19 protein-coding genes and 2 pseudogenes are annotated in these 21,279 nt (G+C 39.8%); 18 read left to right on the top strand and 3 right to left on the bottom strand.

Going from position 1 to position 21,279, the window contains the following annotated elements; all coding sequences use genetic code 11:
- Window positions 1–383: 383 nt before the first annotated feature.
- From WG932_RS15420 to WG932_RS15360, 13 genes and pseudogenes are all read left to right on the top strand, one after another.
- On the top strand, window positions 384–2,045 hold the full coding sequence (locus WG932_RS15420) for a PAS domain-containing protein (protein WP_483084630.1): 1,662 nt from the start codon (window positions 384–386) through the stop codon (window positions 2,043–2,045).
- Entirely contained in the window at window positions 2,042–2,695 is a 654-nt protein-coding gene (locus WG932_RS15415; RefSeq protein ID WP_483084629.1) for an ATP-binding protein, read from the top strand. Before WG932_RS15420 ends, WG932_RS15415 begins: the two co-directional genes overlap by 4 nt.
- A gap of 47 nt (window positions 2,696–2,742) precedes the next feature.
- A complete protein-coding gene (locus WG932_RS15410) occupies window positions 2,743–3,183 on the top strand; it encodes a response regulator (protein ID WP_483084628.1) in 441 nt (146 codons plus the stop codon).
- Entirely contained in the window at window positions 3,180–3,935 is a 756-nt protein-coding gene (locus tag WG932_RS15405; protein WP_483088659.1) for a response regulator, read from the top strand. Before WG932_RS15410 ends, WG932_RS15405 begins: the two co-directional genes overlap by 4 nt.
- A gap of 32 nt (window positions 3,936–3,967) precedes the next feature.
- On the top strand, window positions 3,968–4,195 hold the full coding sequence (locus WG932_RS15400; RefSeq protein ID WP_483084627.1) for a hypothetical protein: 228 nt from the start codon (window positions 3,968–3,970) through the stop codon (window positions 4,193–4,195).
- Window positions 4,192–4,434 (top strand): DinB family protein, encoded by a 243-nt coding sequence (locus WG932_RS15395; RefSeq protein WP_483084626.1) that lies wholly within the window; start codon window positions 4,192–4,194, stop codon window positions 4,432–4,434. Before WG932_RS15400 ends, WG932_RS15395 begins: the two co-directional genes overlap by 4 nt.
- A gap of 449 nt (window positions 4,435–4,883) precedes the next feature.
- Window positions 4,884–5,843, top strand: coding sequence for a DNA-methyltransferase (locus WG932_RS15390; RefSeq protein ID WP_483084625.1), 960 nt, complete (start codon window positions 4,884–4,886; stop codon window positions 5,841–5,843).
- A 1-nt stretch (window position 5,844) separates the two neighbouring features.
- Window positions 5,845–6,993 (top strand): AlwI family type II restriction endonuclease, encoded by a 1,149-nt coding sequence (locus tag WG932_RS15385; RefSeq protein WP_483084624.1) that lies wholly within the window; start codon window positions 5,845–5,847, stop codon window positions 6,991–6,993.
- 26 nt (window positions 6,994–7,019) lie between these two features.
- Window positions 7,020–7,526, top strand: a complete 507-nt coding sequence (locus WG932_RS15380) for an AlwI family type II restriction endonuclease (RefSeq protein ID WP_483084623.1) — start codon at window positions 7,020–7,022, stop codon at window positions 7,524–7,526.
- 612 nt (window positions 7,527–8,138) lie between these two features.
- Window positions 8,139–8,795 (top strand): PQLLE family protein, encoded by a 657-nt coding sequence (locus WG932_RS15375; protein WP_483084622.1) that lies wholly within the window; start codon window positions 8,139–8,141, stop codon window positions 8,793–8,795.
- Between the two features lie 83 nt (window positions 8,796–8,878).
- Window positions 8,879–9,186, top strand: a pseudogene (locus tag WG932_RS15370) (helix-turn-helix domain-containing protein).
- A gap of 991 nt (window positions 9,187–10,177) precedes the next feature.
- The gene (locus tag WG932_RS15365; RefSeq protein WP_483084621.1) at window positions 10,178–10,429 is read left to right on the top strand and encodes a type II toxin-antitoxin system ParD family antitoxin; all 252 of its coding nucleotides are present in this window, start codon (window positions 10,178–10,180) and stop codon (window positions 10,427–10,429) included.
- Window positions 10,422–10,721, top strand: a complete 300-nt coding sequence (locus WG932_RS15360; protein ID WP_483084620.1) for a type II toxin-antitoxin system RelE/ParE family toxin — start codon at window positions 10,422–10,424, stop codon at window positions 10,719–10,721. The genes WG932_RS15365 and WG932_RS15360 overlap by 8 nt, the downstream gene beginning before the upstream one ends.
- Window positions 10,722–12,267: 1,546 nt before the next feature.
- On the opposite strand, the gene WG932_RS15355 is transcribed toward WG932_RS15360, so the two are convergent.
- Entirely contained in the window at window positions 12,268–14,334 is a 2,067-nt protein-coding gene (locus WG932_RS15355; protein WP_483084619.1) for a M13 family metallopeptidase, read from the bottom strand.
- Between the two features lie 343 nt (window positions 14,335–14,677).
- Between WG932_RS15355 and WG932_RS15350 the strand changes: the two genes are divergently transcribed.
- The 5 genes and pseudogenes from WG932_RS15350 (at window position 14,678) to WG932_RS15330 (ending at window position 18,631) form a co-directional block, all read left to right on the top strand.
- Window positions 14,678–14,920 carry a DUF5060 domain-containing protein gene (locus WG932_RS15350; RefSeq protein ID WP_483084618.1) on the top strand — a complete coding sequence of 81 codons (243 nt, stop codon included), beginning with the start codon at window positions 14,678–14,680 and terminating at the stop codon, window positions 14,918–14,920.
- The gene (locus WG932_RS15345; RefSeq protein ID WP_483084617.1) at window positions 14,881–15,174 is read left to right on the top strand and encodes a hypothetical protein; all 294 of its coding nucleotides are present in this window, start codon (window positions 14,881–14,883) and stop codon (window positions 15,172–15,174) included. The genes WG932_RS15350 and WG932_RS15345 overlap by 40 nt, the downstream gene beginning before the upstream one ends.
- On the top strand, window positions 15,090–16,334 hold the full coding sequence (locus WG932_RS15340; protein WP_483084616.1) for a putative collagen-binding domain-containing protein: 1,245 nt from the start codon (window positions 15,090–15,092) through the stop codon (window positions 16,332–16,334). Before WG932_RS15345 ends, WG932_RS15340 begins: the two co-directional genes overlap by 85 nt.
- 192 nt (window positions 16,335–16,526) lie before the next feature.
- Window positions 16,527–17,845, top strand: a pseudogene (locus WG932_RS15335) (APC family permease); the annotation flags it as partial.
- On the top strand, window positions 17,825–18,631 hold the full coding sequence (locus tag WG932_RS15330) for a hypothetical protein (protein WP_483088658.1): 807 nt from the start codon (window positions 17,825–17,827) through the stop codon (window positions 18,629–18,631). The pseudogene WG932_RS15335 and the gene WG932_RS15330, both read left to right, overlap by 21 nt.
- A gap of 505 nt (window positions 18,632–19,136) precedes the next feature.
- Here WG932_RS15330 and WG932_RS15325 read toward each other — a convergent pair.
- Window positions 19,137–20,132 carry an NRAMP family divalent metal transporter gene (locus WG932_RS15325; protein WP_483084615.1) on the bottom strand — a complete coding sequence of 332 codons (996 nt, stop codon included), beginning with the start codon at window positions 20,130–20,132 and terminating at the stop codon, window positions 19,137–19,139.
- 15 nt (window positions 20,133–20,147) lie between these two features.
- Entirely contained in the window at window positions 20,148–21,221 is a 1,074-nt protein-coding gene (locus WG932_RS15320; RefSeq protein ID WP_483088537.1) for an Ldh family oxidoreductase, read from the bottom strand.
- Between the last annotated feature and the right edge of the window lie 58 nt (window positions 21,222–21,279).

Genomic DNA, 21,279 nt, shown 5'->3' with positions numbered 1-21,279 from the left:
TAATTATGTCAATAATTCCGGTTTCATTTGAGAACGTAAACTTACAAATTGGATGCAACGAAAAACAATTTCTCCAAAGCAGAGTCCAAGGGTAGGCTTTCCCTCCCACCGCTTATAAATATCCAAACAAATACAGAATTAACCTTCTAGAAAGGTTATCTTAGAGAATATTATCCTATTTTTGCAATGATTTTCACATATTATACAATTACAATTGATATTCTGATGTTACAAATGTAATCTTTGTCTGAATACCTTATTTTAACAAAGAAACAAGTTGGAAGGAGCTGAGAGATTAATCCAAACACACGCAACCTTCCATCTAAATAATAGCTAAATACAAATGGTATTCGTATTTTTTAGACAGAATAAAAAGCTTAGAGATGGAAACAAATTATCTCAAAAAAGAACTTTACGAACTCATAAAATCGGATGAGCGAATTTTTGATTTCATTCAAGAATCTTGTCTGGATGGCATGTGGTATTGGGATTTGGAAAATCCTGAAGAAGAATGGATGAATCCTAAATTTTGGGAAGTTTTAGGGTACAATCCTAGTGAGATGCCACACAAGACTTCGGCTTGGAAAGGTATTATTCACCCTGATGATTTAAAAGAAGCTACGGAAAGGATTACCCAACATTTGGAAAACCCAAATTTTCCTTACGATCAAACTGTGCGTTACACCCATAAAAATGGGTCTACAGTGTGGATTAGGTGTCGTGGTTTGGCCATTAGAGATAAGCATGGTAAACCTCTTAGGATGCTGGGGGCTCACCAAAATATTACAGCCTTTAAAAACAGTGAATTCCGGTTTCAAAAAAGTGCCGACCTTCTTCGCAATGCCCAGCAAGTTTCTAAGCTAGGAAGTTGGGAACTTGATTTAAAAACCAATGAGGTTGTTTGGACAGAGGAGCTTTATAATATGTATGGCTTTGACCCCACGAAGCCCCCTCCTCCTTTTACCGAACACATGAAGTTATTTACTCCGGAGAGTTGGGAGCAACTTTCTTCTTCCTTGACCCAAACCAGAGACCATGGTGTACCCTATGAGTTAGAGCTTAGAACCACTAAAAAGGATGGAAGTCAAGGTTGGATGTGGGTTCGTGGAGAAGCGATATTCAGTGAAAGCAAGGAGATTATAGGACTGAGGGGAGTAGCGCAGGATATTACGGAAAGAAAAACCATAGAATTGGAAAAAGAAGCACTCACCAAACGCTTGAATTATGCGATGGATGCTTCGGGGGATGGAATTTGGGATTGGACGCCAAAGAATGGTGTTACTGTCTATTCAAAGGCATGGGTAGAAATGCTGGGGTACAAAGTAGGCGAGCTTGCATCCTTGGCAAGTGAATGGTCAGATAGATTACATCCTGACGATATTGATTGGGTATTTGCGGCAATCAATAAAGTCACCCAAACACCGGCCAATGGAGACTCTTTTGGTCATGAATACCGATTTAGGCACAAGGATGGTAGTTATCTTTGGATATGGAACAAGGCCAAAGTAGTTGAAAGAAACGAAAAAGGAGAAGCGACCAGGGTGGTGGGAACCCATAAGGACATTACTGAACGCAAAAGATTAGATCAAGAGAAGTACGAAAGTGAATTGCGTTTTGCAGTGGCTATAGAAGGTACGGAAGCAGGGGTCTGGGATTGGGACATGATCAATAACAAGGTGGTTTTCTCGAAACAATGGAAAACCATGCTCGGATATGAAGATTCAGAAATAGAGAACTCCTTTGAAGGGTGGAAAAATCTATGGCATCCTGATGATGCCGATTCAATTAATAAAGCGGTGGCAGACCATCTGAAAGGTATCACCAAAAAATATGAAATAGTACACCGTTGTCTTCACAAAGATGGCAGTTGGCGTTGGATCATGACACGTGGTAAATTGCTCCGAGATGAAGAAGGGAAACCCTATCGATGGATAGGTACTAATGTGGACATTACTGCGCAGAAAAATGCGGAAGAAGAAGAGAAAAAGCTAAGGAACAAGCCGAAACTGCCAGTAAAGCTAAATCTGAGTTTTTGGCCAACATGAGCCATGAAATTCGAACGCCATTAAATGGCGTAATTGGTTTTACCGAATTGCTCACCAAGACACCACTTAGCCCTGTTCAGCAGCAATATGTAAACAGTGCCAATGTTTCCGGTCATACGCTTCTTGGCATTATCAACGATATACTTGATTTTTCTAAGATTGAAGCAGGCATGCTGGAGCTGGAAGAGATTAGAACGGATATGATAGCACTTTTCGAAAATTGCATTGATATCGTTAAATTCTCTGCAGCAGAGAAAGGGCTTGAATTGTTAATGGATATTGATCCAGGCATGCCTCGTTTTGCTCATATAGATCCCATTCGTACCCAGCAGATTCTGGCAAACCTTTTAGGCAATGCTGTCAAGTTTACCCAAAAGGGGGAAGTGACCGTTAAAGTGGAGTATTTACCATTAGGTCAGGATCAAGGTACCCTTAAAATAGCTGTAAAAGATACCGGTATTGGCATTAATGAAGAACAAAAAGCCAAGCTTTTCAAATCATTTTCTCAAGCCGACAGTTCCACTACCCGTAAATTTGGAGGTACCGGATTGGGTCTTGTCATTTCGCAAATGATTGCTGAAAAAATGGGAAGCAAAATCCAAATTGATAGCAAACCTAATGTAGGTACTACTTTCTTTTTGAGATCATAACTCATTTTGAAGAAGGTGAAAAACCGGATCCAACAAAGATTACAGGTGTGAAACGCTGTTTGATTATTGATGACAATGCTTACAACCGAGTAATATTGCAACAGATGCTTGATCAGTGGCAAATAGATTCAGATACTTGTGAGAATGGATTTCAGGCATTACAAGTGATGGAAAAGGCCTTGCCTTATGATGTTATCATTTGCGATTATAATATGCCCTATATCAATGGCCTTGAAACCATTCGCCTCATGAAGGAAAAACTGAATTTAAATCTGGAAACACATCCGGTGATTCTACTTTATTCCTCCGCTCAGGATGAAATAATCCACCAAAAAAGTATGGAAATTGGGGTTCGTTTTCGCTTGACCAAGCCCGTCAAAAGCCAAGACCTGTTTACTTTTCTCTCCAATTTAAATCAAGACTTAAAAGCCGGGCCCAGGCAAGAAACTGAAGCAAAAAACCTGCATTTGATTCAAAGGAAAAAATAAAAATCCTCATTGCCGAGGACAATGCCTTAAATATGGTGCTTAGCAAAACCTTGCTACTCCAACTAATGCCCAATAGTGAAATTTGCGAAGCAGAGGATGGGATAGTAGCTGTAGCGCAATACAAGAAGCTCAACCCTGATATAGTATTTATGGACATTCAAATGCCTGAGCTGGATGGCATAGGTGCCACCAAGCAGATAAGGATTATAGAAAAGGGGACCGGTAGACATATTCCAATTATTGCACTTACAGCTGGGGCATTAAAGGAGGAAAAAGTGAAGTGTTTGGATGCCGGAATGGATGAATTTCTAACCAAACCACTAGAATTACAAAAAATTGAATGGGTACTGAAGAAATTTTTCCGCCAAGATAAGGAAGCTAATGCAGACATAAATGAGGCCATTGCTACAAATGAAGTTCATTTCGGCTATAGCGAGCTTTTGAATAGTCTTGGTGGGGATATCAAGAGTGCGCAGCGTTTAATCTCAATGTTGTTGAGGAATATGCCTGATAAAATATTTCAACTCAACCAAGCCTATGAGGAAGAGGATAGCAAAGCCATAAGCCAAATTGCCCATTCAATTAAGGGGTCAATGCAGGCCATACGCTGTAACCTTTTGGTTGATATTGCTTCCAAAATAGAGCGAGAAACAAATGAAAACTCACTGAAAATGCTTGGATTACGTTTAGCAGCCTTAAAAGAAGAATGGGAATTCGTGAAGCAATTATTGCTGGAAAAAATAGATGAATAGCCAGCTAAACAGATATCCTTGAAATTGAAAACATGAGGCATTCCGAACTGTTAATTTTGAACTTTACAGAAATAAGGAGAAGAAGCATAATATTGTGGGAAAGTCTTCCTGCCAGCCATTACCAATGGAAACCGGATGAAAAAGCCATGTCGGCAATGGAGATGATTAGGCACGTGTTAGAAGCCGATTATGGCTGGAACATCATTATCAATAGGGGAGCATGGCCAATTATCAAAGCCCTTGGAAAAACCAACCCATGAAAAGTCTTACTGAAGAGCTTGAATTTGCAGAACCCCATAGGCAAGCATTTTTAGAAAGTGTAGGCCAATTTTCTGATAAAGAATTAGATGAAACTGAAATCATTCATCCCGGAAATGGAGAAAAGAAAATCCTTGGAAAATATTTATTGCGGATTGGCTATCACGAATCTGTTCATGCCGGACAATTCCAATCCTATTTGCGGGCGATGAATATCAAGAGACCTGATATCTGGGATTAAAAAGAAAACATTATATACAGTACAGACCTTGTCCCCTGAGCTTGTTGAAGGGTGTAAAATAGAACCGTAGGATTCTTTTTAAAGGCTAAGAAGAATTCGCTTACTTGGGGGTGGATTTTTTATAAAGGCAGGGAAAGATGCTCAGGAGCTTATAGCATAAAAATTATAGAAGTGTGGAAAAGCCTTGGCCTAAGTATATGCTGTGTTTTAGTTAAATCAATGTCCATTTATATCTCTATTCTGACCATTTTTAATAAATTCCGTTAATATTTAGTGTTTGCAATGGTTTGGTTGGCCTAAATTGTTAATTTAAGGGGAGAAATAAGCTGAAGGAGTTGGTGGTATAGTTGGTATATACGTAACTTTTTTGGTAGAATTGTTTATATATAAATGTTGGGCACAATATGAAAAAACAAACCAATAAGGTAAATTTGAAGAAAATAAAATAGATGTATAAAGCCGAAGAAATAGTTGCAAAATACGGAATAGCCAAGGATGATTTAAGCCGCTATCTAAGAGACAATTCTATCCCATTAGTTAATGAAGGAGAAATATCAGAAAAAAATTTTCAATCCGTTCTCGCATTTATAGAAAACCAAGAAGATAGAATTCAAAATAAGCTAAAAGGTGAAGTAGCCGACTTTGAAAATAAAGGCAACAGGATTACAATATACCAAGATGATGCAATCTCATTTTTAAAGAAGCTTCCTTCGAATAGCGTAGATATTATTGCAACGGACCCCGCATATTCGGGCATGAATAATAAATTACAACTCGGAAAAGGGAGAATTGTAGGGAAATATTCAGACAAAGGACAAGAAAATGGAAAATGGTTTTCCGAATTTGAGGATAGCGAAGAAAACTACACCAAGTTCTTAAGCGAGTGCAAACGGGTTTTAAAGAAATCGACAGGACACATTTACATAATGTTTGACTCTTACTCTCTCTTAAGTTTAGGTAATATAGTCCGAAACCATTTTGACGTGAAGAATCTTATCACTTGGGATAAGGTGAATATTGGTATGGGGCATTATTTCCGAAGAAGACATGAATATATAATATTCGCAACAAATGAAAACACGAGAAAAATCAGGAACCGCAAGTTCCCTGATGTTTGGCGATTTAAAAGAATCCATAATTCAGCCTATCCTACACAGAAACCAGTAGAAGTTTTCCAAGCAATGATTCATGCCAGTGCTGAAGATGGGTTTACAGTATGTGACCCTTTTTTAGGGAGTGGCTCAAGTGCCATTGCTGCGATAAAAAATAATTGCCGTTTCATAGGTTGCGATATTTCTGATAAATCAATTGAGACTTCAACCAATCGAATTCAAGAATTTCTTAATAACTTTAAAGACATTCTTCAAAAGAAATCAATGGCGGTCGAAGATAATATTTTTTGGGAATAGCATGGCTAACTTAAGTAAATCAAAGGCGCTTTTTGGGTTCACTTCACCAAGAACTATTGAAAAAATTATTCCTGAAATACAAATTCTGACCGATTATTATAGCGGTGAATTATGGTCAGGGAATCAAGACATACAAGAAAATTTCTTTCAAACACTTTATGATTCTGAACATTACGAAGGTGAGACTTTTCCGTCTGACCCTGCATTGGCTGCAAGGGATAGAATAACCAGAGCCCCTAAAGCTTTTGGTTTTGTGAACTTGGACCCAAAAATTAAATTGACCAAGGCAGGGGAGCTGCTTTTATCAGAAAAAAGATTAGATGAGACTTTTACAAGACAACTGCTTAAGTTTCAATTGCCTTCTCCATATCACACTCAATCGCGAAAAGTTGAATTTGGTGTAAAACCCTACCTAGAACTCATAAGATTGATTAATGACTTAGGCAGCCTTTCTAAAACAGAGATTGCATTATTTTTTTCTCAGCTTATTCACTATTCAGAATACGACAGAATTGTGAAGAAAATAAAGGACTTTAGGGAAGGTTCTATAAAATACACGGGAAGTCGTAAAATGTATGTTAATGAATGCTTTGAAAATGAAATACTCGAGATTTTTAAAGAAGAAGTGCAAAGTAAAAATCTAAAAACAAGAGAGAGCAATGATACTTCCTTGAAGAGGTTTGTGAAAACAAAAAGGGCGAATATGAAAGACTATGCAGATGCTTTCGTTCGCTATGTTCGTGCCACGGAACTGATAACTTTTCAAAAGAGAACATTCAGATTGATTATTTCTCCCCAGAAAACAGAAGAAGTTGATTTTCTGCTGAAAACCATTTCGAGAAAACCTCTTGAATTTAAGAGTAAACAAGAATTCAAAGATTATTTATTCAACCCTTTCTCAATCAAGCTGCTAACTGACGACAAAAATTTATTGGTCGGAAAAATCAAAAAACTTGGTGACACTAAAGTCGACAGTTCACTTGAAATGGAAGAGTTGAAAGATATTTTAGATTCTTTACAAATTGAGGTCAAAGCAAAAAACATAGAAGAAAAGAAAAAGGAGCTTAAAGACTATAAAGAATTTGATGAAATTCTTAAAGTATTTGAGCAAATAAAATCAAAAGACGTTCCTGATGCACCTCTTTTTTAGAATGGAACGTTTGGAGGTCATTTGTGATGCTCAATTATGCAAAACGTATTGATGGAAATTTCATAATGGATATTGATGGTATGCCTTTCAATACAGCGCCAGGAAACAAGCCTGATTTGGAAATTGAATTTGACGATTTTGGAATTATTGGAGAAGTAACACTTTCTTCAGGAGCGACTCAATTTAAGATGGAAGGTGATTCTGTTCCCAGGCACTATGGCGACTTTAAGGAAAGAACAAATAAAGAATCTTACTGCCTATTTATTGCGCCAAAAGTTGACGAGGGAACAAAAGCATTCTTCTTCAATTTAAACAAAGGATTTACAAAGCGATACGGAGGTGCAACGAAAATTATCCCTTTGACGCTTGAAAAATTTATAGAGTTCGTAAATGTCGGTGTTAAACATAAATTCTCTGACCCCAATAAATTAAAGTCTTGGCTTGAAGAGCAATGGGCTATTAATCAAACCATTGGCGATGAATCAGAGTGGAATGAAAGAATTGAAGAAAAAATAAAATCATGGGCGGCTTAAAAAATAAATATTGTGCCCAATAACATAGCATTCTTACGTAAGGGACAGCCTAGCCTAACTGCGGTATTGAACCCTGAACAATTCTCAGGGTAAACTTCAATGAAATATTGAAACGGTGTTGGGTATTAAGCTTACCATAGTCTTTGCCTCCCCAATTTTTTGATTTCATAAAAATTTATTATATTCATAGTTATAGCCATATCGTCTATAAATTAGTGAGTTGTGATGGGAAGGGATAGGCTTGTAGGCGGTAGGGATTGAATTGTAGCCTGTAGGGATGGAAATGTAAGCGGTAGGAACACAAATGCAGGTCGTAGGAACAGCCATGTAAGCGGTAGGAATGCAATTGTAGCTTGTAGGAATGCAAATGTAGCTCGTAGGAACAGGGATGTAAGCAGTAGGAACACAAATGTAAGTCGTAGGAACAGGGATGTAAGCAGTAGGAATGCAATTGTAGGATGGGAGATGGGGTGATGTAGTGATGTGGTGAGCTAGTGATGGGGTGAGCTAGTGATGTAGTGATTTGGTGATGTAGTGAGTTGGTGATCGGGTGAGGGTTTGGTTTTGAATGAGGATATCATACTATTTTATAAACCTTTAAATTCAATTTCTATGGCCAGTAAACCCAAATATTCAGAAGCCGGAACTTTAGAGCAGTACAGGATTGCATTGGACAATGTAACCTCCCAATCAAGAATCTCCACGATCATGGCGGAGTTAGGTTATGATGCTGCAAAGATTGAAGAAGGCCGAGCCATTCTTAATGAAACCAGGCAAGCCTACGAACAAAATCAAACCGAAGATGATGAGAAAACAGCAGCCTATGCTGATTTTTCAAGCAAAAAGGAAGAGCTGGAGGATGTTTTTAGCATGCATCGGAAGAAAGCAAAAGTTATTTTTCGGAAAGATCCAGTTACCGCAGAGGAATTGGCCGTTTCCGGAGCAAAGCCACGAACCTATATGCGTTGGTTAGAAGCGGTCAAAAAATTCTATGGTATTGCATCAGCAGATACCGTGATTCAGAGCAAGCTCGCTAGGCTCAGGATATCAGTGGATGATTTAAATGTTGCAAAGGCGATGATTTCAGACATAGAAGCGGCGCGTTCTACCTACTTAAAAGAAAAAGGGGAGTCACAAGATGCCACTAAAGCCAAAGATGCAGCCTTTGCAAAGATAGACGACTGGATGAGCGAGTTCTATGCTGTTGCCAGGATTGGATTAGATGACAATCCCCAGCTATTGGAAGCATTAGGTAAGGTGGTAAGGTAAAACAGGGTAGGTCTTGCCCTGTGAGAATTAGAAAAAGCTGAACGTCTAATGGAACAATACTTTAACGATAAAAGCAAGAAAACATGAAAACTTACAGCTTAGAAGAAATGACCGATAAACATATCGGCAAAAAAGGAACAGAAAAGCGCGACGAGTTTGAGAATGAACTTCGCCTTGACCTTTTGGGATATGCCATAAAACAAGCAAGAAAAGAACGTCATTTGACACAAGAACAACTTGGCCAACTTGTCGGGGTAAAAAAGCACAAATCTCTAAAATTGAAAACAGCACAACAGACGCCCGATTTTCAACCATTATGAAAGTTTTTGAAGTATTAGGGGCAAGCGTAAAATTTAATGTAGAGCTGAACAATAGGGAAATAGTTTACTGAAAAAAATGCCTACCGCCTAACAATGGGCAAAGTTCATCCGATTTTTTAACAGAAATTAGTAAAGTGATTTTGTCAGTATTGATGCCAAAAAAATGCAACAATACAGCTAAAATCGGGTTGTGCTGATTGTTTCGACCAAGGCTTCACAGCCTTGGCTACAAAAATGTCACCACTATGGGGTTTTGGGATTGGTTTAATTTTACCGTCGATGGTTGGGGAGTTTCATGTCGGTAATCGTGGTTTTTCTTGAGCGCATAATCTATTAGGTTTTATCGGCCTTCAAAGGTTATGGTTTTTGGAGCAGGGTGGAAGGGGTAAAGAAAATGAGTTAGCTCCCACAAGGAGATCCACTCATTTTTAGTATGGAATCCTGATCCAAAAATCAAATGATGGCTACGTAAACGACCTCAGTTCTTGGAACAATAACCCATCATTTGAAATAAGATTTGACAGCCTTGATTTTTTTGGTTCGTTTTTGTATCAAGCCTGCCCTGATTTATAACTCACTCAGGACCTGCCCAGAAGCGGAGCAACTCAGGGGGAAAAATGAACAGGAAAGGAAAAGGGTAACCATTGGGAAAAGTCCATAAATCACATGAAAAGGTTAAATTTTGCTAACATTAAATAATGGTGATTACATTTTATGATCTTTTAAAAAGGGATTTTGTCAGTATTGTTGCAGAAAAAAAGCAACAATACTGGGAAAATCGAGTTGTGTTTATCGTTTTTACCAAGGCTTGACAGCCTCGGCTACAAAGATGTCACACCTACGGTGTTTTTGGGGTTTTTTAAGTTTTACAACAATATTATTTCATCCAACGCTGTTAAAAAAAATCTTTTTAGGAATTACAATATAAAATCAAAAAGGAAGCAGAAAGGGTGTATTTATGGTATAAGCGCAAATTATCAGCTATAATTTTGGTTTAGAAATTATTTAGTGTGATTTTGAGAAATTACCAATAATTGGTATTTTAGAGTAAAAATTTATATTATGAGTAAAAACACCTCAATTTCACTCGGGAATTATTTTGACCAATTTGTGAGTAACCAAGTTGCTGCCGGACGGTATAAAAACGTAAGTGAGGTAATCAGAGCTGGACTTCGTTTATTGGAAAATGAGGAAAGCAAAGCAATTGCCTTAAGAAATGCAATTCAACAAGGACTAGAGAGTCCAATAGTTGAAGACTTTGATTTCGATGAGAATCTTAAAAAACTAAAAGCCGAAAAAAGAAAGAATGGCTAAAGTTGTATTTAGACAAGAAGCCATCGGTGATTTAAATAGTATTTGGTTATACACTTTCGAGACCTGGTCTGAAACTCAAGCGGACAAGTATTACGCAACGATAAAAATGGTGTGTAAAGGAATCGCTGATAATCCAAACATTGGAAAAGAATATGATGGAATAAATAGAAACCTTCTGGGAATAAAATCCGGAAAGCATATAATCTTCTATCAGATCATTCACCCCGAAAGAATTGAAATTATCAGGATCCTGCCCGAAAGAATGGATCTGAAAAATAGAATAGCTGAGTAAAAAAAATACCTATAAATGATTTTGTCAGCATTGTTGCCAAAAAAAGCAACAATACCGCCAAAATCGTATCGTGCAGATCGTTTTTACCAAGGCTTCCAAGCCTTGGCTACAAAAATGCCACACCTACGGTGTTGTTGGGTTGGTTAAGACTTGCCGTTTGTATTATCATGGGGAGTAATGGCAAGCGAAAATGAATTCTATGGTAGGTTAAGTGTCTAGCCTAGATAGCTTTAGATGCCTAAGCTTGTTCAATTCTATTTTACTTTTTCGGCCTTATGGAAATTAGTAAAATGGATTGCTCAATGGCGTTAAAAACAAAAAACTGTTTGAGGCCTTTTCGGCCGAGTTTTTTTTGTTTAGCCAGGGAGTGATTCATTTTGCGTTAAGATTTACATACAGCCTTGATTTTTTGGTTCGTTTTTGGATCAAGCCTGCCCTGATTTATAACTCGCTCAGGGCCTGCCCTGATTTATAACTCGCTCAGGGCCTGCCCTGATTTATAACTCACTCAGGGCCTGCCCTGATTTGTCTTTTCTCAGGGGCAAAAATGAACAGGTAGAAATTAGGATAACTATAGGCGAAAATGATTTTGTCAGCATTATTGCAGAAAAAAGCAACAATACCGCCAAAATCGGGTTGTGCTTATGGTTTTGACCAAGGCTTGACAGCCTTGGCTACAAAAGTGACACCCCTATGGGGTTTTTGGGATTTGTAAACTATCCGTCTTTGTATGAAATACTTATATCGGTAATTACTTTTCTTTTTGAAAACACAATGTATTAGGCTTTATCGGCCTTCAAAGGTTATGGTTTTTGGAGCAGGATGGAGGGCGTTAAGAAAATGAGTTAGCTCCCACAAGGAGATCCACTCATTTTTAGCCTGGAATCCTGATCCAAAAATCAAATGATGGCAACGTAAAAGTTATCAGTTCATTAAACAATAACCCATCATTTGAAATAAGATTTGACAGCCTTGACTTTTTTGGTTCGTTTTTGGATCAAGCCTGCCCTGATTTATAACTCACTCAGGACCTGCCCAGAAGCGGAGCAACTCAGGGGGAAAAATGAACAGGGTAACTATTGGAAAAAGTCCATAAATCACATGAAAAGGTTAAATTTTGCTAACATTAAATAATGGTGATTACATTTTATGATCTTTTAAAAGGGATTTTGTCAGTTTTTTTGCGAAAAAAAAGCAACAATACCGCCAAAATCGGGTTTTGTTTATCGTTTTTACCAAGGCCTGACAGCCTCGGCTACAAAGATGTCACACCTACGGTGTTTTTGGGGATTTGTTAATTTTTGACCTTTAAGATTGGCATACTGACTAATGTCGAGCAATAACAATGGAAAAAGAATACCAATACCGTCTATGCATAAAACTTATGAATCCATAAAAAAGGGAAATGCCTTCAGGGTGGAAGGCAAGAAAAAAGAGTTCCCGAAATCGAGAACCCTTTTAAAACCTTAAATTTCCTTGCTCTTATTGATGAAAAAAGGCTTGATCCAGTATAATAATATATCAATAACTATTATTTAAATTCAGTTTACCAGATCCTAACCCTGTCACTTGGGGCAACATACATTTGATCTCCTTCTTTTACATTAAAAGCTTCATAGAAAGCATCAACATTCACAAGGGGACCATTGGCGCGGTATTGAGCCGGTGAATGAGGATCTGTTTGGATTTGGGTGCGCAAGGCCTCTTCCCTGCTTTTGGTGCGCCAGACTGTAGCCCACGAAAGGAAGAAACGCTGTGAAGGAGTAAATCCATCAATCTCTCCAGGATTACCATGTTCTTCCAAATGTTTTTGTAGTCCATCATAGGCTACCAATACACCGCCCAGGTCACCAATGTTTTCTCCCAAGGTAAGTTGCCCTTTGACGTTCACACCTTCAATAGGTTCATATTGATCATATTGGGCCACAAGTGCTCCGGTCCTCTCTTTAAAACGTTCTAGATCATCTTCTTTCCACCAATTTTCAAGGTTGCCATCCGGACTGTAGCGACTGCCTTGATCATCAAATCCGTGGGATATCTCATGGCCAATTACAGCGCCTATTCCTCCATAATTTACCGCCGCATCTGCTTTGTAATTGTAAAAGGGCGGCTGAAGAATAGCTGCAGGGAATACGATTTCATTATAAGTAGGATTATAGTAGGCATTTACGGTTTGAGGGGTCATAAACCATTCCGAGCGATCTACTTCTTTGCCCAGCTTCTCCATGTTTTTGTGGAATTGAAATTGGTTGGCAGCCATAACATTGGCCAGGTAGGAGCTGGTCTTTTTATTGTCATCCAATTTAAGGTCGGCATAACTTTCCCATTTGTCAGGATAGCCGATTTTTACGGTAAATGTAGCTAGCTTGTCCATGGCTTTGGCTTTGGTCTCCTCGCTCATCCAGTCCAGATTTTGAATTCTATCTCCCATGGCTTCCAAAATATTATCGACCATTTCATTGGCTTTTTCCTTGGCCTCCTCGGGAAAAAATTCTTCTGTATATAACTTACCGATAGCTTCGCCCACAGCCCCTTCTGCACTGCTAAGGACTCTTTTCCACCGGGCTCTCAATGCTTCTGTCCCCTGCAACTCTTTTCCGTAAAAATCAAAATTTGCCTGCACCAGTGCATGATTCAAATAGGGAGAAGACTTGCGCACCAAGTGCCATTTTAAGTACTTTTGCCACATTTCAGGATCCGATTCACTGAATACTTTTTCTAAGGCGATCATAAAATCCGGGCTGCTGACAATTACTTCATCTGTGGCTGCGCCAAAAGTTTCAAACAAAGCAGACCAATTCAGTGAAGGAGTAGTTGCTTGAAGCTTTTCTATTGAGTATTTATTGTACCTTCCTTCAGCATCACGCATTTCTATTCTGGTCTTACTGGCTGCAGCGAGTTGTGTTTCTATCGCCAAAACATCTTCTGCTATCTCTTTTGCTTCAGACTCAGTTTTGCCCATTTTTTGAAATACTTTGGAAATATGGGCCTCATATTTGGCTTTAATTTCCTTGAATTTTTCGTTGCTCTCATCCACATAATAATCCCTGTCAGGCAAACCAAGACCTCCTTGACTTAGGTACAAGGCGTTTTGATCTGAGTCCTTGGCATCTGAACTTACATGAATATTGAAAAATGCACTTACTCCGACTGGGTGAATTTTACCTATAAAAGCCTGCAGGTCTATCTTGTTTTTAATCTGATCAATTTGTTCAAACCAAGGGAGCAATACATCATGACCTCTTTTTTCAGCCAAGAGAGAATCCATCCCAATGGTATAAAATGTCACGGCCTTGTATTGATCAGTTCCTTTGGGATACTCGGAAATTTTGGCCTTGGCTGTTTCCATGACCTGCTTTACCCCGGCTATGCTTTGGTCTCTTAGCTCCAGAAAACTACCCCATCTCCCTTGATCAGCGGGTATTTCTGCCTCCGCTAACCATGTTCCATTGACATACTGAAAAAAATCATCTTGAGCACGGATGGAGGTATCCATATGGCTTAAGTTTATGGCTTCAACTTCTTCCTCTGTCCCTACTTGCTTTGGAGCACAGGAGAAGGCCGTGTATAAAATTAAAGCAGGAATTACGCTTGTTTGATTTAGTATTTTCATAGGGATATCAGGTTTGTGATTATATAATGTACAAAAAACAAGTAAAAATTGTTCAATACGGATTGGATTTATTGTAATAGATAAATGGGTCTGCTGTTCTTGTTTAATAACATCCGGACGAAGCCCATTTTATATGCGGAAAATAGGGAGTGCTATCCTTAGAATTTAATCAAATTGCACTATATGAATTGGTCAGTGCATTTCCTATATTTAGCCAATATTCTAACCATTAAACCTAAATATGCGCCTTATACCATTCATTTGCTTTTCCCTAATGGGGTTAATTTTAATCGCCTGCGGTCAGAAATCTCCGATTAAAGGGGATAACCTTGCCTATCAAAAAATGACATTTTCATGGAATGGCCCGGAGTTGACTGAGGACAAAGCGACATTTTTAAATTATAAAATGGAGGTTCATTTTACCGACCCTGATGGTGAAACCATAGTGGTGCCGGGGTATTTTGCAGCGGATGGTGATGCCCGTGAGAGTGGAGCAGATAGCGGTACGGTATGGAGGGCCCACTTATTGCCCCTAAAACCGGGAGAATGGTCCTATCGAGTCAGCTTTTGGAAGGTGAAAATATAGCCATCGCTAAGGGAAATGCCAAAGGAAGCAGTTTGGCCTTTGATGGTGAGCAAGGAACATTCACTGTAACCCCTGCAGATACAAGCCAAGCCGGCTTTTTGGGCAAGGGGAAATTACAATATATTGGGGAGCATTTTCTTCAATTTACCAATGGAGAATATTTTTTAAAATGGGAACCAATGCGCCGGAGGTATTGCTCCAATACCAGGACTTTGATGGAACTGATTCTGAAAGGGCTTATAAGAAACACATAGCGGATTGGGAAGAAGGTGATCTGCTTTGGCATGAAGATAAAGGGAAAGGAATAGTTGGGGTTATCAATTACCTTAAAAACCAAGGCATCAATTCTCATTATTTTTTGCTTATGAGTGCTTATGGCGATGGAAAGACCGCCTTTCCTTGGGTAGGGCAAGATGATTATTACCAATACGATGTCTCTAAATTGGATCAGTGGCAAGGACTTTTTGATTATATGATGCAGGAAGGCATGATGGTTCAATTTGTATTGTCTGAGCAGGAGAATCAATCCTATTTTGAATTTAAAGAAGGAGGTGATTTTGCCAATAGTCGAAAGCTTTTTTATAGGGAGTTGGCAGCTAGGTTTGGTTACCTTAATGCTGTGGCGTGGAATATAGGAGAAGAAAACGGATGGCAAAAAGATGAAGGTTACGGAAAGTCAATCACCACCCAGCAGAGAAAACAATTCGCTGCTTACCTTAAAGATTTACTCCCTTATAATGAATTAATTGTGGTTCACAATGGTCCTTCTGATACAGATGCGATTTTCGAAGATTTGGTGGGAGACCCATCCTATACGGGGATAAGTTTTCAGGGGAATTATCAAGATGTAACACATGGGTATGACCGAATTTTGCACTGGAGAAAAGCCTCTACCGCTTCAGGACATCCTTGGGTAGTTGCTTATGATGAGCCTTATACCGGCCCTGAGTATCCGGAATTGGATGTGTGGAGAAAGCATTCCCTTTGGGCTTCGTTAATGGCCGGTGCTGCAGGTACGGAGGTGTATATTGGGAAAGGGGAAGATCTAAGAATACAAGATTACCGAAAATACCAAGCCTATTATGAGCAAATGAATCATGCCAAAAACTTTTTCACCAAAAGTGAAATCCCTTTTCAAGAATTATCCCCTCAAAAAAATGAAGCTGCAAATGCTTGGTTGCTAGCTGCCAATGATGAAGTATTTGTATATTACCTCAGAGATGGAGCGGAAGGGGAACTCAAATTGCCTGAAGGGGTGTTTGAAATTCATTGGTTTAACCCTAGAACAGGCGCCAGGTCTCAAAATGAGGCTTTAAAGCAGGTTTCGGGTGGACAAAATACCTCACTGGGGAAAGCTCCGGAAGAAACTGATTTAGACTGGGTGATCTTGGTGAAAAAGGTTAACAATAATTAAGACATTTCATCCAAAATAAAGAATATTTCATCTCGACGTAGGCATTGGTCCGAGTTGTGCTACAATTATTGCGCAAATAATCAAGGCCATAAGGGGGAGCATTGTCCTGAAAATAAAACTAATGCGATCATTTGACCCAGTGATAACTTGGCTTTATACGATTAGCTGAAATCTAGACTGTAGCGCTTTCATATGAATATAAAAAGTATAAAAAATGCCGGTTCGGCCAAACTTGGCACCTTTGGTGGTGTTTTTACTCCATCTTTACTGACGATCTTAGGAGTTATCATGTACCTAAGATTTGGTTGGGTCGTGGGTAATGTGGGGTTGATTGGGACCTTACTTATAGTAACCCTTTCTACTACCATTACCTTTCTGACTTCCTTGTCAATATCTGCCATTGCTACCAATGCTCCGGTAAAAGGTGGAGGCGCGTATTTTTTAATCAGTAGGTCTTTGGGAGCAGAAATTGGAGGGGCTGTAGGGATACCTTTGTACTTGGCCCAGGCTTTTTCAGTTTCTTTGTATGTCATTGGTTTTTCTGAATCTGTCGTGGCTATTTTTCCTGCCTTGGAAATGAAATGGGTAGGGATAATTACCACCTTGGCTTTAGGAGGATTGGCCTTGTTTTCCACCACGGCCACGATTAAAAGTCAGTTTTTTATCATGGGCTTAATTGCCCTGTCTTTATTGTCATTGATCTTTGGTAGTCCCATGGAAGATTCCAATGTTGAACTTTGGGGAGTGCCGGCAGCGCAATCGGTAGATTTTTGGCAGGTGTTTGCTATTTTCTTTCCGGCAGTTACCGGGATTATGGCAGGGGTAAATATGTCAGGAGATTTAAAAGTCCTTCCAAATCTATACCCAAAGGTACCTTTATGGCCATCGGGGTGGGCTATTTGATTTATATGATTTTGCCGGTGATATTGGCTAGCAGAGCAGATGCTTCTACGCTGATCGAAAATCCTCTTATTATGCAGGATATTGCCATTTGGGGTGGAGCCATTGTGCTGGGGATTTGGGGAGCAACCTTGTCAAGTGCCACCGGTAGTTTATTGGGAGCCCCACGCGTTTTGCAGGCCCTGGCTAATGATAAGATTTTACCTAAATGGGCAAGAGTTTTTAGTAAAGTAGGAGGGAAGGAAAAGATTCCTAGAGCAGCAACGATCTTTACCATTGGCATCACCCTATTGACGGTGTATTTTGGTAACTTAAATCTCATTGCCCCTGTGCTCACCATGTTTTTTCTTACCACCTATGCGGTTTTAAATATTACGGCAGCCACCGAGCGGTTTTTAGGAAGTGCTTCTTTCAGACCTAAATTTAAGGTTCATTGGGTGTTTTCTTTGTTAGGAGCTCTTGGTTGTGCAGGAGTGATGTTCTTGATTAATGCTTTGGCAACCCTTATGGCTTTTTTGGTGATAGGGATCATTTTTGTTTGGCTGGAAAGGAGAAAAATTGAGGCAACGTGGGGAGGCCTGGGAAGAGGAGTGTTTTCCTCCATAATTAGGTACGCTTTGTTTAGGCTGGAGAAAGAGGCCAATGCCAAAAGTTGGCGCCCCAATATCCTTGTTTTGTCGGGCTCTCCCGGGAAGAGGTGGAGGTTGATTGAGCTTGCTGATGACATTACCAACGGAAACGCCTTATTTACTGTGACCACCATTGTATCTGAATCCAATGTTCCTCAAGAGAAAGTCAAAGACTTTGAAGGAAGAATTATGGATTATCTGGCCAATAAAAATGTGCAGGCCTTGGTAAGGGTGGTCCGGGCATCTGATCCTTTTTCCGGAGCCATGCATATGGTTAATTCTTACGGTTTAGGACAATTGGTACCTAATACTATCTTGCTCGGAGATACCAGAGAAAACCGAAGCTTGGTGCCCTATTCTGAAATGATTAGGCATTTTTACAAATCCAGGAAGAATGTAATTATTGTTCAGGATGAGGGAAATATAGGTTTTAAGGAAAAGAAGGTGATTGATATTTGGTGGGGAGGACTAAAGCGGAATGGAAGCTTGATGATAATTCTGGCTTATCTATTGAAAAACAGCCGGGAATGGCAGCAAGCTTCTGTAAATGTAAAGATGGTAGTTCCGAATAAAGATGCTTACGCAGGAGCAAAAGATAATTTGGATAAAATTTTTGAAGGGATGCGAACAGGTTTCGACTACCAAATATTGACAGCTGAGGGTCGGAATTTTTGGGATATAATGTCTGAAGAGTCCAAAAACAGTGACATGATTATGATGGGCTTGGCGGTGCCTGAGGAAGAGGGGCTTTTGAAGATTACTATGTAAAATTGAAAGAGCGAACCAAATCATTGCCTACCAAGGTCTTTGTGCTTGCCGCCCAGGAAGTGGAATTTGATAAAGTATTGATTTAGCTGCTTTGGGATGAATAATTACGAAATATCACCCTTTGACCACCTTGCAGTAAGGAGACAGGATTGACATGTCTCTCGCTGACTTTGCATTAACTCGACGGGGTCAATCTTACAAATTAGGTTTTGTATATGCCATTTCGAGATTGAGAATTGGGACTAGTTGGGCTATTTAAACCAATTGAAATAAATAAACACGAAGGAAAATAGAAAAAGAAAGCCAATTCCGGCTATGGAGAGCCAACGCATCCAATTTCTCGGTTGTTGTGCTTTGGTGAGATGATGGCTAAAAATCAATTTGTAATTGAGGATGGCAATGATAGGGGCAATTAGGAAAGATATGGTTGTGGCCAAACCGATTAATTGATTAAAAGACGCCATAAAAAAACCGATGACCAGCATTCCCCCAAGGGTTATCAAGGTCAACCACAAAAGGTAGTCCGTATTTTTTCTTGTCGATTATTCATTACTGCGATTACTCTAGCGGTGGAGCGAGCGTAGCCATCCATGGCCCCAATACAGGTACCTAGCATAATGGAAAATCCTGCTGCAGCAATGATCATAAATGTCCAGGATCCCAATTGAGTAGCATATAAATTAACCACTCCCGTGGCAAAAGAAACATTATTGTCGGGTAAGGTGTCTCCGGTATTGAAAAGCAAAAATGCGCCCAGTACTACAAAACAAATAGATAGTGCGGAAGATATCCAATAGCTAAAATTGAATTCGAAAACAGATTCTTTAACGGTAGGAGCGTAGCCACTTTGCTTTCTTCTAGCGATGGTCCATAGGCTATTCCATGTAGATGCGTCTATGGCTGTGGGCATCCAGCCCATTAGGCCGATAACGAATGGTAAAGATTGAGGTGTCAATTCGGTAAAGATGGAATAATCTTCTATAGGAACTTTGGGGCCATTAAAAAGAGCGATAAAAAAGGTCAAAATAGTACTCAAAAACATAAAGCTTCCGATGACTTTTATACCTGAATCGAGCAGAGAATACCTTCCTAAAGCAAGAAATAGAAAAGAGGTCAGTAATAATAGGACAGAGGGGACAAAGAAGTAACTTGGTGACAGTTGTATATTGAATAAGTTTTGTAAAAAACCTGCTGCCACAAAGGTAACGGCGGCATTAACGAAAAACATGGAAAGCAAGTTTATGCCCAAAAACAAACGGGAAAACCAAGGGCTGATTTTTTGGTATCCATCGATCAGGGATTCACCTGTAGCTGCTGCATACCTGGAACCAAATTCGAAAAATGGCCACTTGAACAGGTTCGCCGCAATAATGAAACCTACCAAACCGAAGCCATATTCAGCTCCTGCTCTGGTGCTTTGCACCAAGTGAGACACACCAATGGCTGTGCTGGCAAAGAGAATGCCGGGGCCTAGCGTTTGTAAAAATCGTTTAATATTCAATTGATATTCAATAGCTTATTCCCAGGATAGGCCTAGTTTGTCACCCAGTGCACGTAGATCTTCTACCACCGCTGGTAATAATGGTATCCCATTGGCTTTTCTTTCTTGTTCTAATTCCCTTTCCGGATCTCCGGGGATCAATACTTTTTCTTGACCTTTCACCGGTGTAGCCTCCCGGAACCTGCTGATCCAATTGTCCATATGGTTTTTAAAATCATCTGCAGGTCTGAAAGCATCTACGCGCATCGCACCAAAGAAATGACCTAAACCTTCTCCAACAGGGTTAGGGTGGGGTTCCAAAAATGCAACGAAAGGAGGGACCCAAGGGCCGTAATTGGCTCCTGAAAGTACTGCGGAAAAGATATCTACAACTGCCCCCAATCCATAACCTTTTTGTGAACCATGTTCTCTATCCCCTCCAAGGGGCAAAAGTGCACCCCCTTCTTTCACACCTAACGGATCTCTTGTAGGTTGGCCATCCTTGTCTTGAATCCATCCTTCCGGAGCTAGTTCTTTTTTCCTTTGTAGGATTTCCAATTTGCCATTGGCGGCGGTAGTTGTTGCCATATCCAAAACAAATGGAGGTTGCTCATTTGCGGGAATGGCTACCGAAATAGGATTTGTTCCTAAAAGACGTTCTTTAGAAAACGTAGGGCTTACCAATGGGCTTGCGTTCGTTAGTGAAATGCCAACCATATCGTGTTTCAAAGCCTCCATGGCATGAACACCCGCTATGCCGTAATGGTTGGAGTTCTTTACTGATACCCATCCGGTTCCAGCTGTTTTGGCTTTTTCTATGGCCACATTCATGGCATAGGGGGCTACTACCAAGCCTAAGCCTGCATCACCATCCACCACAGCCGTACTTGGGGTTTCATGGATTACCCTAATATTAGGTGTAGGGTTGATGCGTCCCGCTTCCCAAAGCCTAACATATCCTGACAATCGGGCAACTCCATGAGAGTCCACTCCTCTTAAGTCAGCGGACAACAAAACGGAGGCAGCTGTTTTAGCATCAGTCTCAGAGCAACCTATTTTCTGTAATACTTCGGTGGTAAATTTTTCTAATTGGTAGTGGGAGAAATTCATTATTGAACAAGAAATTGGGTGATCGATGGTGCAAAAATGCAAAAAGTTAAGCCCTAAT

Source organism: Cyclobacterium sp. SOCE241, from assembly GCF_056867545.1.
This window is presented reverse-complemented; position numbering and strand designations above follow the sequence as displayed.

What these genes read in the sequence shown, in the direction of transcription:
- WG932_RS15390 (WP_483084625.1), top strand. Translation starts at nt 4,884, where the DNA reads ATGTATAAAGCCGAAGAAATAGTTGCAAAATACGGAATAGCCAAGGAT.
- WG932_RS15380 (WP_483084623.1), top strand. Translation starts at nt 7,020, where the DNA reads ATGCTCAATTATGCAAAACGTATTGATGGAAATTTCATAATGGATATT.
- WG932_RS15360 (WP_483084620.1), top strand. Translation starts at nt 10,422, where the DNA reads ATGGCTAAAGTTGTATTTAGACAAGAAGCCATCGGTGATTTAAATAGT.
- WG932_RS15375 (WP_483084622.1), top strand. Translation starts at nt 8,139, where the DNA reads ATGGCCAGTAAACCCAAATATTCAGAAGCCGGAACTTTAGAGCAGTAC.
- WG932_RS15385 (WP_483084624.1), top strand. Translation starts at nt 5,845, where the DNA reads ATGGCTAACTTAAGTAAATCAAAGGCGCTTTTTGGGTTCACTTCACCA.
- WG932_RS15355 (WP_483084619.1), bottom strand. Translation starts at nt 14,334, where the DNA reads ATGAAAATACTAAATCAAACAAGCGTAATTCCTGCTTTAATTTTATAC.
- WG932_RS15395 (WP_483084626.1), top strand. Translation starts at nt 4,192, where the DNA reads ATGAAAAGTCTTACTGAAGAGCTTGAATTTGCAGAACCCCATAGGCAA.
- WG932_RS15420 (WP_483084630.1), top strand. Translation starts at nt 384, where the DNA reads ATGGAAACAAATTATCTCAAAAAAGAACTTTACGAACTCATAAAATCG.
- WG932_RS15345 (WP_483084617.1), top strand. Translation starts at nt 14,881, where the DNA reads ATGGTCCTATCGAGTCAGCTTTTGGAAGGTGAAAATATAGCCATCGCT.
- WG932_RS15415 (WP_483084629.1), top strand. Translation starts at nt 2,042, where the DNA reads ATGAGCCATGAAATTCGAACGCCATTAAATGGCGTAATTGGTTTTACC.
- WG932_RS15365 (WP_483084621.1), top strand. Translation starts at nt 10,178, where the DNA reads ATGAGTAAAAACACCTCAATTTCACTCGGGAATTATTTTGACCAATTT.
- WG932_RS15340 (WP_483084616.1), top strand. Translation starts at nt 15,090, where the DNA reads ATGGGAACCAATGCGCCGGAGGTATTGCTCCAATACCAGGACTTTGAT.
- WG932_RS15320 (WP_483088537.1), bottom strand. Translation starts at nt 21,221, where the DNA reads ATGAATTTCTCCCACTACCAATTAGAAAAATTTACCACCGAAGTATTA.
- WG932_RS15400 (WP_483084627.1), top strand. Translation starts at nt 3,968, where the DNA reads ATGAGGCATTCCGAACTGTTAATTTTGAACTTTACAGAAATAAGGAGA.
- WG932_RS15350 (WP_483084618.1), top strand. Translation starts at nt 14,678, where the DNA reads ATGACATTTTCATGGAATGGCCCGGAGTTGACTGAGGACAAAGCGACA.